At 66.6% G+C, this 15,785-nt stretch carries 13 protein-coding genes; 5 read left to right on the forward strand and 8 right to left on the reverse strand.

The features are described 5' to 3' along the window. Positions 1 to 77: 77 nt before the first annotated feature. The 7 genes from QUV18_RS19725 to QUV18_RS19755 form a co-directional block, all read right to left on the reverse strand. Positions 78 to 1,106: a DMT family transporter gene (locus QUV18_RS19725; RefSeq protein WP_300895807.1), complete on the reverse strand. Its 1,029-nt coding sequence runs from the start codon at positions 1,104 to 1,106 to the stop codon at positions 78 to 80. Positions 1,107 to 1,281: 175 nt separating this feature from the next. After that, complete coding sequence (gene acs, locus QUV18_RS19730) at positions 1,282 to 3,231, reverse strand: acetate--CoA ligase (protein ID WP_300895808.1); 1,950 nt, start codon at positions 3,229 to 3,231, stop codon at positions 1,282 to 1,284. A 91-nt stretch (positions 3,232 to 3,322) separates the two neighbouring features. Further along, positions 3,323 to 4,078 (reverse strand): ABC transporter ATP-binding protein, encoded by a 756-nt coding sequence (locus tag QUV18_RS19735; RefSeq protein ID WP_300895809.1) that lies wholly within the window; start codon positions 4,076 to 4,078, stop codon positions 3,323 to 3,325. A gap of 91 nt (positions 4,079 to 4,169) precedes the next feature. Next, positions 4,170 to 4,925 carry an ABC transporter ATP-binding protein gene (locus QUV18_RS19740; RefSeq protein WP_300895810.1) on the reverse strand — a complete coding sequence of 252 codons (756 nt, stop codon included), beginning with the start codon at positions 4,923 to 4,925 and terminating at the stop codon, positions 4,170 to 4,172. Positions 4,926 to 4,937: 12 nt separating this feature from the next. Beyond that, positions 4,938 to 6,155 (reverse strand): branched-chain amino acid ABC transporter permease, encoded by a 1,218-nt coding sequence (locus QUV18_RS19745; protein WP_300895811.1) that lies wholly within the window; start codon positions 6,153 to 6,155, stop codon positions 4,938 to 4,940. Between the two features lie 4 nt (positions 6,156 to 6,159). After that, a complete protein-coding gene (locus tag QUV18_RS19750) occupies positions 6,160 to 7,191 on the reverse strand; it encodes a branched-chain amino acid ABC transporter permease (RefSeq protein WP_300895812.1) in 1,032 nt (343 codons plus the stop codon). A gap of 93 nt (positions 7,192 to 7,284) precedes the next feature. Beyond that, complete coding sequence (locus QUV18_RS19755) at positions 7,285 to 8,637, reverse strand: substrate-binding protein (protein WP_300895813.1); 1,353 nt, start codon at positions 8,635 to 8,637, stop codon at positions 7,285 to 7,287. 218 nt (positions 8,638 to 8,855) lie between these two features. Between QUV18_RS19755 and QUV18_RS19760 the strand changes: the two genes are divergently transcribed. The 5 genes from QUV18_RS19760 (at position 8,856) to QUV18_RS19780 (ending at position 14,799) form a co-directional block, all read left to right on the forward strand. Beyond that, entirely contained in the window at positions 8,856 to 10,163 is a 1,308-nt protein-coding gene (locus tag QUV18_RS19760) for a helix-turn-helix domain-containing protein (protein ID WP_300895814.1), read from the forward strand. 71 nt (positions 10,164 to 10,234) lie between these two features. Next, a complete protein-coding gene (locus QUV18_RS19765; RefSeq protein ID WP_300895815.1) occupies positions 10,235 to 10,603 on the forward strand; it encodes a response regulator in 369 nt (122 codons plus the stop codon). Then, positions 10,600 to 10,887: a hypothetical protein gene (locus tag QUV18_RS19770; RefSeq protein WP_300895816.1), complete on the forward strand. Its 288-nt coding sequence runs from the start codon at positions 10,600 to 10,602 to the stop codon at positions 10,885 to 10,887. Before QUV18_RS19765 ends, QUV18_RS19770 begins: the two co-directional genes overlap by 4 nt. Further along, on the forward strand, positions 10,887 to 13,577 hold the full coding sequence (locus QUV18_RS19775) for a sensor histidine kinase (RefSeq protein WP_300895817.1): 2,691 nt from the start codon (positions 10,887 to 10,889) through the stop codon (positions 13,575 to 13,577). Before QUV18_RS19770 ends, QUV18_RS19775 begins: the two co-directional genes overlap by 1 nt. A gap of 85 nt (positions 13,578 to 13,662) precedes the next feature. Then, positions 13,663 to 14,799: a FliM/FliN family flagellar motor C-terminal domain-containing protein gene (locus tag QUV18_RS19780; protein WP_300895818.1), complete on the forward strand. Its 1,137-nt coding sequence runs from the start codon at positions 13,663 to 13,665 to the stop codon at positions 14,797 to 14,799. Here the strand turns inward: QUV18_RS19780 and QUV18_RS19785 are convergent, their stop codons facing one another. Beyond that, positions 14,800 to 15,663 (reverse strand): MBL fold metallo-hydrolase, encoded by an 864-nt coding sequence (locus QUV18_RS19785; RefSeq protein ID WP_300895819.1) that lies wholly within the window; start codon positions 15,661 to 15,663, stop codon positions 14,800 to 14,802. It abuts the gene before it with no gap. Positions 15,664 to 15,785: the final 122 nt, after the last annotated feature.

A 15,785-nucleotide genomic window follows, 5' to 3' on the forward strand; every position in this document is an offset into this window, starting at 1 on the left:
AAGCGGAAGAACCAGTTTTGCGGACGGCAAATTTTTGCAGAGGGTTCAGGCCCGTACCGGCAAAATGTTGCTTACGGTCAGGGCCATGTCTGATCGTCGGGAACTTTTTGCGGGTGGGGGCTGCCCGGAACGGTGACCGTTTCGGCCACGTAGACGGCCTCTTTCCCGGTGCGGGCGGCACGCAATTCGCGGTAGCCGATATAGAGCCCGCTGGCCACGATCAGCGCCATGCCGAGGATCGTGGTGAGCGCCGGCACCTCGCCCCAGAGCAGCCATGCCATCACCGAGGCTATGGGCAGGTAGCTGTAGTCGAAGGGCGCGATGATGCTGGCATCGGCCACCTGGTAGCCGCGGGACAGCAGGATATAGGCGGCCATGCCGATCAGCCCCAACAGGGCCAGCGTGGGCAGGTCGGTGAGCGTTTCCGCCGGGATCGCCCAGCGGAGGTGATGAAACTCGGGCCCGAATGTCAGCACGCTGTTGAGCAGGTAGCCCATGCCCAGCAGGATCGGCCCGGTGAAGGCGAGGGTGTAGAGACCGACGGTGAGGCTCGATTCCCGCTCGCCGATCTGCCGGGCGAGGATCTGCGAGGCGGCGTAGAAGGCCGCGCAGACCAGGGGCAGGATCGAGATCCAGGTGAAATTGTCGCCCGCGGGGTTCATGGCGATGAGCACGCCCGCGAAGCCGGTGACGAGTGCGCCGATCCGGTGGATGCCGATGGTCTCCTTGAGGAAGACCGCCGCCATCACCGCGATCATCAGCGGGGCGGAGAAGAAGATCGTGGTGACCTCGGCCAGCCCCATGAAGGGAAAGGCGGTGTAGAACAGCGAGAACCCGACCGAGAACAGCGCCGCCCGCAGCAGGTGCAGCCGCCAGAGCGGCGAGGTTAGCCGGTGCGGCCCGCCCAGCACCAGGATCAGCGGCACCAGCACCAGCACGGCGGCGCAGGAGCGCACGAAGATCAGCATCCAGATCGGGTAGGTCAGGAGCAGGGACTTCATGAAGGCGTCCTGTCCGGCGAAGAGGCACATGCCGACGAGGACGCAGGCAATGCCGTGCGCCGTGCGCGATGGCGCATGGAGGGTGTCGGGTGTGCATGTGGCCATGCCGGCACGCTTGCCGTTCGCGGCCAGTACCGTCAAGCGCGTTTGCGACCGGAGGTCGGAAACAGGCCTCGGGGCGGGATAATCCCCCGTGGCATCGCACAAAAAAAGGCCGGCGCGATGGCACCGGCCCGAGGCGGCCCGGCCGGGCCCCCGAAAGGGCCCGGCGACAGGGAAATCACTCGCGGTTCATGCGGTTGTCGATCAGGTCGTCGACTACGCCGGGATCGGCGAGGGTCGAGGTGTCGCCGAGCGCGCCGTAGTCGTTCTCGGCGATCTTGCGCAGGATGCGGCGCATGATCTTGCCCGAGCGGGTTTTCGGCAGGCCGGGCGCCCACTGGATGAGGTCGGGCGAGGCGATGGGGCCGATCTCCTTGCGGACCCAGTCGCGCAGCTCCTTGCGGAGCTCTTCCGACGGCTCTTCGCCCGACATGAGGGTGACGTAGCAGTAGATGCCCTGGCCCTTGATGTTGTGCGGGTAGCCCACCACGGCGGCCTCGGACACTTTCGGGTGCGCGACCAGCGCCGATTCCACCTCGGCGGTGCCCATCCGGTGGCCCGAGACGTTGATCACGTCGTCGACGCGGCCGGTGATCCAGTAATCGCCGTCGGCATCGCGGCGGCAGCCGTCGCCCGAGAAGTAATAGCCCTTGTAGTCGGAGAAATAGGTCTTCTCGAACCGCTCGTGATCGCCCCAGACGGTGCGCATCTGGCCGGGCCAGCTGTCGGTGATGACGAGCACGCCCTCGGCCGGGTTCTCGGTGATCTCCTCGCCCGATTGCGGGTCGAGCACGGCGGGTTTGACGCCGAAGAACGGCTTCATCGCCGCGCCGGGCTTGAGCGCGTGGGCGCCGGGCAGGGGGGTCATCAGGTGGCCGCCCGTCTCGGTCTGCCACCAGGTGTCGACGATGGGCACCTTACCCTTGCCGACGATGTTGTGATACCACTCCCACGCCTCGGGGTTGATGGGCTCGCCCACGGTGCCGAGGATCTTCAGGGTGGAGAGGTCGCATTTCTCGACATACTCGGTGCCCTGGCCCATCAGCGCGCGGATAGCGGTGGGGGCGGTGTAGAACTGGTTCACCTTGTGCTTCTCGCAGACCTGCCAGAAGCGGCTGGCGTCGGGGTAGGTGGGCACGCCCTCGAACATCAGGGTCGTGGCGCCGTTGGCCAGCGGCCCGTAGACGATGTAGCTGTGCCCGGTGACCCAGCCCACGTCGGCGGAACACCAGTAGATATCGCCGTCATGGTAGTCGAAGGTGATCTCGTGCGTCATCGAGGCCCAGACGAGGTAGCCGCCGGTGGTGTGCACCACGCCCTTGGGCGCGCCGGTGGACCCGGAGGTATAGAGGATGAAGAGCGGGTCCTCGGCGTTCATCGCCTCGGGCGCACAGTCGGCCGAGGCCTTGTCCATCAGGGCGGCGTAGGTGAAATCGCGGCCCTCCTTCATGTCGACATCGGCGCCGGTGCGCTCGACCATCAGGACCTTGGTGTCGCCGCTGATCTCGAGCGCCTTGTCGACGTTGGACTTGAGCGCCGTGTTGCGGCCGCCGCGCGGGGCCTGGTCGGCGGTGACGATCAGCTTGGCCTCGCAGCCGCTGACGCGGGCGGCCAGCGCCTCGGGCGAGAAGCCGGCGAAGACGATCGAGTGGATGGCGCCGATGCGGGCACAGGCCAGCATGGCATAGGCCGCCTCGGGGATCATCGGCATGTAGAGAACGACGCGGTCGCCGCGGCCGACGCCCAGCTCCTTGTAGACGTTGGAGAGCTTGTTCACCTGTTCGGAAAGGTCGCGGTAGGTGATGTGCTTGGACGGCTCGTTGGGGTCGTCGGCTTCCCAGATGATGGCCGTCTGGTCGCCGCGTTTCTCGAGATGGCGGTCGACGCAGTTGGCGGCGACGTTGAGCTGGCCATCCTCGAACCACTTGATCGAGACGTTGCCAAGGGTGAAATCGATATCCTTGATCTTGCTGAACGGCTTGATCCAGTCGACGCGCTGGCCGTGTTCCTTCCAGAAGGTGTCGGGGTCGCTGATCGAGGCCGCGTACATCTCCTCGTATTTCGCGGCGTCCACGTGGGCGTTCGCGGCAATCTCGGCAGCGGGGGGATAGGTTTTCAGTTCGGACATGGCGGACCCTTGGTTTTTTCAAATTCCGGTCGTGGTGAAACGGCCCGCGCCGCCGGCAGGGCAAAGACTGCAGGGCGCACGCCGTTCGGCCTCAGATGGCCAGGTATTCCGAGCGAAGCTCCTCGTTTTGTAGAACCTCCTCCGCGGTGCCGTCGAAAACGATACCGCCGGTGTCGAGGATAACAGCGCGATCGGAAAGTTCCAGTGCGCGCACCGCGTTCTGTTCGACGATGATCGTGGTCATGCCCTGTTCCTTGATCAGGCGCAGGGTTTTCTCGATTTCATCGACGATGACGGGGGCGAGCCCCTCGTAGGGTTCGTCGAGCAGGAGGACCTTGATGTCGCGGGCCAGCGCGCGGGCCACGGCCAGCATCTGCTGCTCGCCGCCGGAGAGGGTCACGCCCTCCTGCTTGCGGCGTTCGGCAAGGCGCGGGAACAGGTCGTAGAGCCGTTCGAGCGACCAGCCCACGGGCGGGGCGATCTGGGCCAGCTGCAGGTTCTCCTCGACCGTCAGGCCGGGGATGATGCAGCGGTCTTCCGGCACCAGGCCGATGCCGGCCTGGCTGGCCTGGTGGCTGTTCATGTTGTGCAGCGGCTGGTGGTCCAGCCAGATCTCGCCGTGGTTCACCTGGGGGCTGTCCATCCGCGCGATCGAGCGCAGCGTGGTGGTCTTGCCGGCGCCGTTGCGGCCCAGCAGGGCGAGGATCTCGCCCTCGTGGACGTTGAAGCTGATGTCCTGCACGATGTAGCTTTCACCGTAATAGGACTGCATGCCCCAGACCGACAGGAAGGCGGGGGCCGTTTCGGCGTAGTTCTTGCCCTTCGAGAAATCGGGTTTGACGTTCATGGTTCGTGTCCTCCCGTCCCGGACCTGATCCGGGACCTCCGTTATGGGGGCGGGGCTCCGGGGCGGGCCCGGGGCGCCGGTGAAATGTCGCTCAGGCGCTTTCGCCGAGATAGGCCTCGCGCACCTTCGGGTGGCCCTTGATCTTGTCGGGCGTGTCCTCGACCAGCGGGGTGCCCTGCGCCAGCACGGTGATCCGTTCGGCCAGCGAGAAGACGACGTGCATGTCATGCTCGATGATGGCGATGGTGATGTCGCGCTCGTCGCTGATCTGCTTGAGCAGGTCGATGGTGTTGTTGGTGTCGGCCCGCGCCATGCCCGCCGTCGGCTCGTCGAGCAGCAGCAGGCGTGGGTTCTGGGCGAGGCACATGCCGATTTCCAGCCGCCGCTTGTTGCCCCGGGACATCGAGGCCGCCTTGGTGTGGCGCTGTTCGGCGAGGTTGAGGTTCTCGAGCATCTGCTCGGCCTGGCCGATGATGTCCTTCTCGTTCTCGGTCTTCTCGATGGCGTGCATCCGGAAGGCGCCGTCGCGGGTGGCGAAGATCGGGATCATCATGTTTTCCAGCACGGTCAGGTCGCCGAAGATCTCGGGCGTCTGGAACACGCGGGAAATGCCCATCTGGTTGATCTCGTAGGGCTTGCGGCCCAGCACCGACTGGCCGTCGAACATGACCGAGCCGGTATCGGGGATCAGCTTGCCGATCAGGCAGTTGAGCAGGGTCGACTTGCCCGCGCCGTTCGGCCCGATGATGGCGTGCACCGAGTTCTCCTCGACGCTCAGGTTGACGTCGCCCAGCGCCTGAAGGCCGCCGAAGCGCTTGTTGACGTTCTTGACCTCAAGAATTCCCATGGGTCCGTCTCCTTATTCGGCGGGGTTGCGCTGGTTGGCGGCGTCACGCTCGGCATCCGAGCCCTTGGCGTCGCGCCGGCGGAAGGTGAAGCGCCCGATCCTCTGGCCGCCCTCGACAAGGCCGCCGGGCAGGAAGATCACCACCAGCATGAACAGCATGCCGAGCGTCAGGTGCCAGCCCTTGCCGACGAAGGGGTAGATCAGGGCCACGACCACGTCCTCGAGCCCGTCGGGCAGGAACGAGAACCAGCTGTGCAGCACCGCGTCGTTGATCTTCGAGAAGATGTTCTCGAAATACTTGATGAAGCCCGCGCCGAGGATCGGCCCGATCAGGGTGCCGGCGCCGCCCAGGATGGTCATCAGCACCACCTCGCCCGAGGCCGTCCACTGCATCCGCTCGGCGCCCGCCAGCGGGTCGACCGCCGCCATCAGCCCGCCCGCGAGCCCGGCATACATGCCCGAGATCACGAAGGCCGCCAGCGCGTAGGGGCGCGAGTTGAGGCCGGTATAGGTCATCCGGGTCTGGTTCGACTTCACCGCCCGCAGCATCATGCCGAAGGGCGAGCGGAAGATCCGGATGGCGATGTAGAAGGCCAGGATCATGCAGACCGCGCAGACGTAGTAGCCGGTGTTGAAGTTGAAGTCCCAGGCGCCGAAGCTCATCTGGTTGTTGCCCCGCATCGACCAGCCGAACAGGTGCGGCAGGTTGGGCAGGCCGGCGCCGTGGAAGATCTGCGGATCGTCGCCATAGACCTGAAGCCCTGTCTCGCCGTTCGTCAGGTTGAACTTGGGGTTCGACAGCACCGAGTAGGCCAGCGCGAAGGACATCTGCGCGAAGGCCAGCGTCAGGATCGAGAAGTAGATGCCCGAGCGCCGCAGGCTGATATAGCCGATCAGCAGCGAGAAGAGCCCCGCCAGGATCACCGCCACCACGATGGCCGGGATGACGTTGTAGGTGAACAGCTTGAACATCCAGACCGCGGCGTAGGAGCCCACGCCGAGGAAGGCGGCGTGGCCGAAGCTGAGATAGCCGGTCAGGCCGAAGAGGATGTTGAACCCGATGGCGAAGATGCCGAAGATCACGAAACGCTGCATCAGGTCCGGGTAGCCCGCGTTGAACTGCGCCATGGCGCTGTTCGTCGGGAAGGGGTTGAGGATGAAGGGCGCCAGGATCGTCAGGGCGATGACGATCAGGAAAAGCGCCGTGTCTTTCTTGTTCAGTCCCAGCATTGGTTCAGTCCTCCATCACGCCTTTGCGTCCCATCAGACCGCGCGGGCGGGTCAGCAGGACAATGATGGCGACAAGGTAGATGATGATCTGGTTGATCCCGGGGATGGTCGTGGTGGCCCAGGTGGTCGAGGCGAAGCTTTCGAGGATGCCCAGAAGGAAGCCGGCCAGCACGGCGCCCGGCAGGCTGCCCATGCCGCCGACGACGACGACCACGAAGCTGAGCACGAGGAAGTCCATGCCCATGTGGTAGTTGGGCGGGTTGATCGGCGTGTACATCACCCCCGCAAGCCCCGCCACCGCGGCGGCGATGCCGAACATGATGGTGAAGCGCCGGTCGATGTTGATGCCCAGCAGGCCCACGGTCTCGCGGTCGGCCATGCCGGCGCGGACGACCATGCCGAAGGTGGTGAATTGCAGGAAGGCGAAGACCCCGCCGATGATCAGCGCCGCGAAGACGAAGTAGATCAGCCGCCAGTAGGGGTAGATGATGGCGTTCGGGTCGAAGCCGAACATCACGCCGAGGTCGAGGCTGCCGGCGAAGGCTTCGGGCGCCGGGGTGGGGATCGGGTTGGCGCCGTAGAAATACTTGATGACCTCCTGCAGCACGATGGCCAGGCCGAAGGTCACGAGGATCTGGTCGGCATGGGGGCGGCGGTAGAAATGCTTGATCAGGCCGCGCTCCATGATGAAACCGATGAGCAGCATGATCGGGATGGAAAAGAGGATCGCAATCGGCACCGACCAGTCGCTGATCGCGGCCCCGATCTCGGGCCCGAACCAGTTCTCGACGTAAGGTGTCTGGACCTTCAGCGGGTTGCCGAGGAAGTCGGTCCGGCTTTCGTCGACCGTGGTGACGCTGAGGTTCAGGATGCGCTGTACGGTCACGGCGCAGAAGGCGCCGATCATGAACAGGGCGCCATGGGCGAAGTTGACGACACCGAGCGTGCCGAAGATCAGCGTCAGCCCCAGCGCGATCAGCGCGTAGGCCGACCCTTTGTCGAGCCCGTTGAGAATTTGCAGAATGATTGCGTCCATTGTTCCCACCCGTGGGTTAAGTCGAATTGGGTGTATCCGGGAGTGTCGGATGAAAGCCCCGGCCGCGCGTCGGCGGCCGGGGGGCCGGGGCGGTTAGGCGCCGGCGTTGCACTCACCCAGCGTGGCCTCGTCGCCACCGAACATCGGGTGGTTCGGCGGATACATGACCTGGTCGACCGGCGTGATCTCGACGATTTCCAGCGTGTCGTACTGGCTCGACGGGTTCTGCGCGCCGCGCACCACGAGCACGTCCTTGAAGCACTGGTGGTCTTCGGCACGGTAGAGCGTCTTGCCGTTGCCCAGGCCGTCGAATTCGAAGCCCTCCAACGCCTCGGCCACGCCGCAGGGGTTGAACGTGCCGGCGCGTTCGCAGGCGTCGGCATAGAGCAGGACCTGCGCATAGCAGGTCTGGGCCGAGTTCGACGGCGGCTTGCCGTATTTCTCGCCGAAGGACTTGACGAACGCCTTGGAGCCCTCGTTCTCGAGCTGCCAGTTGTAGTTCATCGAGCCCAGCACGCCCTTGATGTTCTCGCCGGCGCCCTGCGCCATGAGCTCGGAGTAGAGCGGCACGACGATCTTGAAGTCCTTGCCGTTCACCTGCTTGTCGAGCAGGCCGAACTGGATGGCGTTGGTCAGCGAGTTGACCATGTTGCCGCCGTAGTGGTTGAGGACCAGCACGTCGGCGCCCGAGTTCAGGACCGGCGTGATGTAGGACGAGAAGTCGGTCGAGGCGAGCGGGGTCTTGACCGTGTTGACGGTTTCCCAGCCCAGCGCCTCGGTCGAGGCGACGATCGATTCCTCCTGGGTCCAGCCCCAGTTGTAGTCGGCGGTCAGGTGGTAGGCGCGGCGATCCTCGCCCATCTCCTTGGCCAGCACCGGCGCCAGCGCGGCACCCGACATGTAGGCGTTGAAGAAGTGGCGGAAGCCGTTGGCCTTGCGGTCCTTGCCGGTGGTGTCGTTGGCATGGGTGAGGCCGGCCATGAAGATGATGCCCGCCTCCTGGCAGAGGCCCTGGACCGCGACGGCCACGCCCGAGGACGAGCCGCCGTTGATCATGATGGCGCCGTCCTTCTCGATCATCGACTTGGCCGAGGCGCGCGCGGCGTCGGACTTGGTCTGGGTGTCGCCGGTCACGAACTCGACCTTCTTGCCCAGGATGCCGTTGCCCTGCAGCGCCTTCGAGGTGAAGGTGCTCAGGCAGCCGCCGTCGCCTTCGCCGTTCAGGTGCTCGACCGCCAGCTTCTGTGCCAGCAGCTCGTCGGCGCCCTCGTCGGCATAGGGGCCGGTCTGGGGCACGTTGAAGCCGAGGGTCACGGAACTGCCGGTCGGCTCGTTCATGTAGGCCGCCGCGGACGATGCCGTGAAGATCGTCGGCAGCGCGACGCCGGCACCAGCGACTGCGCTGGTCTTCAGCAGGCCACGACGAGTCAGAGTCGATTTAGACATTGATATCCTCCCGTTAATGAACTTCGCCGGAGGGCCTCCTCTGCGCCGCCGGCTCACACAAATGTGCAAAGCGATTATCGCAGGTCGGAAGAAAATGTCGCAACAACTGGCTACGGCGAAAGGATTTTTTTGTAAAGAAATGGACAAAACCGTTCGAAATTTTGTAAATATATTTTTATGACGCTGCGGAAACCGCGCGATTCAATGGGAAAAACGTGATGGCGGAATCCTCGATGATCGGCAGCCGCATCCGCGAAAGGCGGGTGATCAGCGGGCTCAAGCAATCCGAGCTTGCGAAGCGCGCCGGCATCTCGGCCTCCTACCTCAACCTGATCGAGCACAACCGCCGCAGAATCGGCGGCAAGACCCTGAACCGGCTGGCGGATATCCTCGGGGTCGCGCCCGTCCTGCTGTCGGAGGGGGCCGAGGCCACGCTGATCGCCGCCCTGCGCGAGGCCGCGGCAAGGGCCGAAACCGAGGGTCGCGCCGGGGCCGAGGCGGACCGGGTCGAGGAACTGGCCGGCCGGTTTCCCGGCTGGGCGCGGCTGCTCAGCGATCTCGCCCGCCAGCGGGCCGAGCTGGAAGGCACGGTGAAGGCGCTGACCGACCGGCTGGCACATGACCCGCAGCTCGCCGCCTCTCTGCACGAGGTGATCTCGACCGTGACCGCCATCCGTTCGACCGCCTCGATCCTGGCCGATCCCAGGCCGCTCGAACCGGAATGGCAGACCCGCTTTCACCGCAACATCAACGAGGACAGCCAGCGCCTGGCCGAGGGCGCGGAGGCGCTGGTGCGCTACCTCGAACAGGCGCCCGACGCCCGGTCGGAGGTCATGTCGCCGCAGGATGAATTGCACGCCTTCCTCGAAGAGCACCGGTTTCATTTCCCCGTCCTGGAAGGGGCGGGGGGCGCGGACCGCATCGCGGCGGTGATCGCCGGCGCGGACCGGCTGGAAAGCCAGGCCGCCCGCAGCCTCGCCCGGACGGTGCTGGGCCAGTATGTCATCGATGCCGAACGGTTGCCGGCCGAGGAGATGGCCCGGGCAGTGGCCGAACACGGGCCCGACCCCGCGGCCATCGCCGCCGCGACCGGCGTCGACATGCCCACGGTCTTCCGCCGTCTCGCGACGATGCCCGAGACCGAGGCCGGGCCGGTGGGGCTGGTGGTCTGCGACGGGTCGGGCACGCTGATGCTGCGCAAGCCGGCGCTGGGCTTTACCATGCCGCGCTCGGCCGCGGCCTGTGCGCTCTGGCCGCTTTACCAGTTGCTGACCCAGCCCGGCGCCCCCGTCCGCCTGCGCCTGCGGCAGGGCGAGGCGCGGGTGCTGGCGCTGACCGTCAGCGAGGAGGTGGCCCCGGCCCGGTTCGACCGCCCGGCGCTTTACCGGCCGCACATGCTGCTCTTGCCCGACCCGGGGCCGGAGGCGGCGGGCCCGCTGCGCGAGGTCGGCGTCAACTGCCAGGTCTGCCCGCTGAGCGATTGCGAGGCGCGGCGGGAGCCGTCGATCCTTGGCCGCGGCTTTTGACAGGCCCGCACAACTTGTCGATAGTGAACTGCAGCCGTCATTCGGCGCAATCGGAGGGGGAGGCCGATTGGATGGGGAAAAAGGTGATCCTGATAGAGGACGAGCGGAACATCATCGAGGCGATTAGCTTCATCCTGAGCCGGGACGGGTGGGAGGTGAAGACACACTCCAACGGCCATGACGCGATGCAGGCGGTGCGCGACAGGCGGCCCGACCTGGTGATCCTCGACGTGATGCTGCCGGGCAAGAGCGGGTTCGACATCCTGCAGGAAATCCGCGACGATGCCGAGCTGGGCGCGACGCCCGTGCTGATGCTGACGGCGCGCGGCCAGCAAAAGGACCGCGAGATGGCCGAGCGCGCGGGCGCCAGCCGCTACATGACCAAGCCGTTCTCGAACGCCGAAGTCCTGGAGGCGGTGCGCGATCTGGTGGGGCCGTGACCGCCAAGAAGACGCCCGTCTTCGTCCAGCGGCGCACCTACCGGCGCCGCCGGGTGGCCGACGGCGCCCGGCTTCTGCCGGTCTTCGGCGGCATCCTTTTCCTGATCCCGCTGCTGTGGGAGGGTGACCCCGCCGGGGCCGAGGCCGTGCCCGACGGCGCGCGCACCGCCTGGGTGATGACCTATCTCTTCGTCGTCTGGTTCGGGCTGGCGGTGCTGTCGGGTGTTCTGGCCCGGTTCCTGGTGGCCGAGGACGATGGCGGCGACGAGGAGGGGGACAGCTGATGGTTACCCTCAACGTCCTCGTCCTTGTCTGCCTGCTTTACGTGGCGTTCCTGTTTGCCGTGGCCTTCGGCGCCGACCGGGCGGCGCTGGTGGGGCGGGGGACGTGGCTGCGCTCGCCCATCGTCTACACGCTGTCGCTGTCGATCTACTGCACGGCGTGGACCTTCTATGGCGCGGTGGGCTTCGCCGCGCGCTCGGGGCTGGAATTCGTGACGATCTATCTCGGGCCGACGCTGGTGATGATCGGCTGGTGGTGGACCCTGCGCAAGATGGTCCGCGTGGGCCGGAGCCAGCGGATCACCTCCATCGCCGACCTGATCTCTTCCCGCTACGGCAAGTCGAACACGCTGGCGGTGTTCGTCACGCTGGTCGCGGTGATCGGGCTTACGCCCTATATCGCGCTGCAGCTCCAGTCGGTGACCCTGTCCTTCGCCACCTTCGCCGAGGCCGACCCCTTCACCGACGCACCGCCCAGCCAGCAATCGACGGCCTTCTGGGTGGCCGCGGGGCTCGCCGTCTTCACCATCCTCTTCGGCACCCGCAACCTTGATGCCAACGAGCGCCATCACGGCGTGGTCATGGCCATCGCGCTCGAGGCGGTGGTCAAGCTTTTCGCGCTGCTGGCGGTGGGGGTCTTCGTGGTCTGGGGGCTGGCGGGCGGCGTCGACGAGATTCTTGCCCGCATCGATTCCTCGCCCATCGCGCGGTGGGAGGTGCCGGGCAGCCGCTGGGTCGGGCTGACGCTGCTGTCGGCGGCGGCCTTCATGTGCCTGCCGCGGATGTTCCAGGTGATGGTGGTCGAAAGCGAGGACGAGGATCACCTGCGCATGGCCGCATGGGCCTTTCCCACCTACCTGATGCTGATGAGCCTGTTCGTCGTGCCGATCGCGGTGATGGGGCTGGAGCTGATGCCCGAGGGGGCGAACCCCGACCTTTTCGTGCTGACCCTGCCGCTCAGGAACGGGCAGGAGGGGCTGGCGATCCTGTCCTTCCTCGGCGGGTTCAGCTCGGCCACCTCGATGGTGATCGTGGCGGCGATTGCGCTGTCGACCATGGTGTCGAACCATATCGTGATGCCGATCTGGCTGTGGTCCACCGGGGGCGGGGCGATGGTGTCGGGCGATGTGCGCAGCGTGGCGCTTCTGGCGCGGCGGCTGTCGATCGCGATGATCCTGTTCCTGGGCTACTGCTATTTCCGCCTGTCCGGCGGGGGCACGGCGCTGGCGGCGATCGGGCTGATTTCCTTCGTCGGCGTGGCGCAGTTCCTGCCGGCGCTGATGGGCGGGCTGTTCTGGCGCGGCGCCACGCGCTCGGGCGCGCTGGCGGGGCTGGGGGTGGGGTTCGTGCTGTGGCTCTACTGCCTGTTCCTGCCCAGCTTCGGCGCGTCGGAGATCATGCCCTATTCGGTCATGCAGAACGGGCCGCTCGGCATCGGCTGGCTTCGGCCGCAGGCGCTCTTCGGGGCCGACGGGATGGACCCGGTGATTCACGCCGTGATGTGGAGCCTGCTGCTCAACACCTGCACCTTCCTCGGCGTCTCGCTGCTGACCCTGCCCAAGCCCATCGAGCGGCTGCAGGGGGCGCAGTTCGTCAATGTCTTCCAGCATTCGCAGACGCCCGGAAGCTGGTCGGGGGGGCTGGCGCGGTCGGAAGACCTGATGATCATGTCGCAGCGGATCATGGGCGCGTCGGAGGCGCAGGCGATGTTCTCGAAGGAGGCGCGCAAGCAGGGCATCGCGGGCTACCTGCCGGAACCGACGCCGGATTTCCTGCAGATGCTGGAGCGGGAGCTTTCCGGCTCGGTCGGCGCTGCCACGGCCCACGCGATGATTTCGCAGATCGTCGGCCGGGCGACCGTGTCGGTCGAGGACCTGATGGCGGTGGCCGACGAGACCGCGCAGATCATGGAATATTCCAGCAAGCTGGAGGCCAAGACCGAGGAACAGGCCCGCACCGCCCGGCAACTGCGCGAGGCGAACGAGAAGCTCACGCAGATCTCGGTGCAGAAGGATGCCTTCCTCAGCCAGATCAGCCACGAGCTGCGCACGCCGATGACCTCGATCCGGGCCTTCTCGGAAATCCTGCGCGACAGCGAGGGGTTGTCGGAGGAGGAGCGCAACAAGTACGCCTCGATCATCCTCGAGGAGGCGACGCGCCTCACGCGGCTGCTCGACGACCTGCTCGACCTGTCGGTGCTGGAAAACGGGCAGGTGGTGCTGAATTCGCAGACCGGGCAGCTTTCGGATATGCTCGACCGGGCGGTTTCGGCGGCGGGGGTGCAGGACCGGCTGCGCATCCACCGCCGCCGCGAGGCCGAGAAGATCACGCTGCACACCGATCTCGACCGGCTGGCGCAGGTGTTCATCAACCTCATCTCCAACGCCGGCAAGTATTGCGAGGCCCCCGACCCGGCGCTGACCATCCGTCCGCAGGCCGAGAACGGCAACCTCGTGGTGGATTTCATCGACAACGGGCCCGGCATTCCCACTGACCAGCAGGCGATGATCTTCGAGAAATTCTCGCGTATCGGCCAGACCAAGGCGGGGGGCGCGGGGCTCGGCCTTGCCATCTGCCGCGAGATCATGGGGCGGCTGGGCGGCGACATCACCTATCTTCCGGGGCAGGAGGGGGCGGCGTTCCGCGTGGTTCTGCCCCTGCGTGAGGCGGCGACGGTGCAGGCCGCGCAATAACAACTTTCGTAAACGCGATGGTAAGGATGCGGGCGCTAGGATGCCGCGGGCGGCCGGACCGGGCCGGCGAATTGCGGCGAGGGCGATGTCGAGCGAGGAACGGAAATCTGTCATCCACCGGAAGGCCGCCAGCGCGCGCGAGGATTTCGACGCGCGCGCCATGTCGCCCTCCAAGGCGTTGCGGCTGTCGCTCGAGAAATGCGGCGACCGGCTGTTCCAGCTTGCGCTGACGGTCGGCACGCTGGAACAGCGGCGGCTGACCCATGCCGCGGTGAAGGAGGAGGTGGGCGACGACACGCTGATCCTGCTGCTTGACGGGGAGGGGGGCGCGCGGGGCGCGGCGCTGCTCGACCTGCAATTCGCGCAAGCGCTGGTCGAGGTGCAGACCATGGGCCGCGTGCGCCCCGGCGCCGCGCCCGACCGCCCGCTTACCGGCACCGACGCCGCCATTGCCGCGCCGCTGGTCGATGCCATGCTGACGGGCTTCGACGACAAGCTCGAGGAGGCGGTGCCGGGCCACCGGCCGCTGGGCTTCCGCTTCGGTGACCGGGTGGGTGATGCGCGCGGCCTGCTGCTGGCGCTCGAGGCGGCGGATTACGAGCTGTTCCGCCTGACCGTGGATATCGGCGGCGGCGCCAAGACCGGCATCCTGGCGCTGATCCTGCCCGCCGCCGTGCTGGCCCGGCCGGAGCCCGGCACGGGCGAGGCGGGGGAAGGGGCGGCGTTCGACCTGGGCGACCTGGCGATGCAGGTGCCGGTCACGCTCGACGCGGTGCTCGACCGGGTGCAGCTTTCGCTGGCCGAGGTCTGGGCGCTGAAACCGGGCATGACCCTGCCGGTCAGCACGTCCGCCATCGGGCGCACGGAACTGGTCGCGGCCTCGGGGCACGTTGCGGCGCAGGCGCGGCTGGGGCAGATGAACGGCATGCGCGCTGTCCGGCTTTGCGGCGCGGGGGAGGAGGGGCCGCGGGCGGCGCCCGGCATGGCCCAGCCGGGGGCGGAGCCCGCGTTGGCCGACATGCCCGGGCCCTCGGCCGAACCGCCCGCGCCCGAGCTTGCCAACCTTGCCATTAGCGAACCGCCCACGCTGACCGGCTTGCCGGACTTGCCGGACCTGCCCGCCACGGGCGGCGGCCTGCCCGATTTGCCCGACCTGCCGGGCGAGGGCGGCGGGGATGGCGGCGGCCTGCCGGACCTGCCGGCGCTCGTCGACCTGAAATGATCAGAGCTTGTTGAGCGGCACTTTCAGGAACACGTCGCCCTTGTCATCCGCCGGTGGCATCCGCCCCGCGCGCATGTTGATCTGCAGCGAGGGGATGATCAGTTTCGGCATCGCCAGCGTGGCATCGCGTTCGTTCCGCATCTTCACGAAGCTGTCGCGGTCGCGGCCCGCGCCCACATGCACGTTCTTCGCCTTCTGCTCGCCCACCGTGCTTTCCCAGGCGTACTCGTCCCGCCCCGGCGCCTTGTAATCGTGGCCCACGAAGATGCGGGTGGCGTCGGGCAGCGACAGGATCTTCTGGATCGAGGCGTACAGTACCTCGGACGAGCCGCCGGGAAAATCGCAGCGGGCGGTGCCGAAATCGGGCATGAAGAGCGTGTCGCCCACGAAGGCCGCGTCGCCCAGCACGTAGGTCAGGCAGGCCGGCGTGTGCCCCGGCGTCTGCAGCACGTCGCCGCGCATCTGGCCGAGGTGGAAACTGTCGCCCTCCACGAACAGCCGGTCGAACTGCGAGCCGTCGCGCTGGAACTCGGTGCCCTCGTTGAACACCTTGCCGAACGTGTCCTGCACCTCGCGGATCTTCTCGCCGATGCCGATCTGCCCGCCCAGCCGCTCCTGCAGGTAGGGTGCCGCCGAGAGGTGATCGGCATGCACGTGGGTTTCAAGAAGCCACTGCACCTCGAGCCCATTGGCCGTCACGTGCGCGATGATCCGGTCGGCCGAGCGCGTGTCGGTTCTGCCCGAGGCGTAATCGAAATCCAGCACCGAATCGATGATTGCGCAGGCACGTCCGGCGGGATCGCGCACAACATAGGAAATTGTATTCGTCGCATCGTCGAAAAATGCGGTAACATCAGGTGACATCCGGGCCTCCCCTGCGCTGCGCCATATTGAAACCTTTGCATATGTTTGAACCGCAGGGGTTGACTTGGGTCAAGGACGATCACGACATGACATGACAGGGTGTGCCGGATTGACGGAGGAAA

Origin of the sequence: Roseovarius sp. (assembly GCF_030373445.1) — a bacterium.
In the GTDB taxonomy this organism is placed as follows: Bacteria; Pseudomonadota; Alphaproteobacteria; order Rhodobacterales; family Rhodobacteraceae; genus Roseovarius.

Bases quoted from the DNA above. Each gene is read 5' to 3' on its own strand.
- QUV18_RS19725 (WP_300895807.1), bottom strand. From the start codon at position 1,106: ATGGCCACATGCACACCCGACACCCTCCATGCGCCATCGCGCACGGCG.
- acs (WP_300895808.1), bottom strand. From the start codon at position 3,231: ATGTCCGAACTGAAAACCTATCCCCCCGCTGCCGAGATTGCCGCGAAC.
- QUV18_RS19735 (WP_300895809.1), bottom strand. From the start codon at position 4,078: ATGAACGTCAAACCCGATTTCTCGAAGGGCAAGAACTACGCCGAAACG.
- QUV18_RS19740 (WP_300895810.1), bottom strand. From the start codon at position 4,925: ATGGGAATTCTTGAGGTCAAGAACGTCAACAAGCGCTTCGGCGGCCTT.
- QUV18_RS19745 (WP_300895811.1), bottom strand. From the start codon at position 6,155: ATGCTGGGACTGAACAAGAAAGACACGGCGCTTTTCCTGATCGTCATC.
- QUV18_RS19750 (WP_300895812.1), bottom strand. From the start codon at position 7,191: ATGGACGCAATCATTCTGCAAATTCTCAACGGGCTCGACAAAGGGTCG.
- QUV18_RS19755 (WP_300895813.1), bottom strand. From the start codon at position 8,637: ATGTCTAAATCGACTCTGACTCGTCGTGGCCTGCTGAAGACCAGCGCA.
- QUV18_RS19760 (WP_300895814.1), top strand. From the start codon at position 8,856: ATGGCGGAATCCTCGATGATCGGCAGCCGCATCCGCGAAAGGCGGGTG.
- QUV18_RS19765 (WP_300895815.1), top strand. From the start codon at position 10,235: ATGGGGAAAAAGGTGATCCTGATAGAGGACGAGCGGAACATCATCGAG.
- QUV18_RS19775 (WP_300895817.1), top strand. From the start codon at position 10,887: ATGGTTACCCTCAACGTCCTCGTCCTTGTCTGCCTGCTTTACGTGGCG.
- QUV18_RS19780 (WP_300895818.1), top strand. From the start codon at position 13,663: ATGTCGAGCGAGGAACGGAAATCTGTCATCCACCGGAAGGCCGCCAGC.
- QUV18_RS19785 (WP_300895819.1), bottom strand. From the start codon at position 15,663: ATGTCACCTGATGTTACCGCATTTTTCGACGATGCGACGAATACAATT.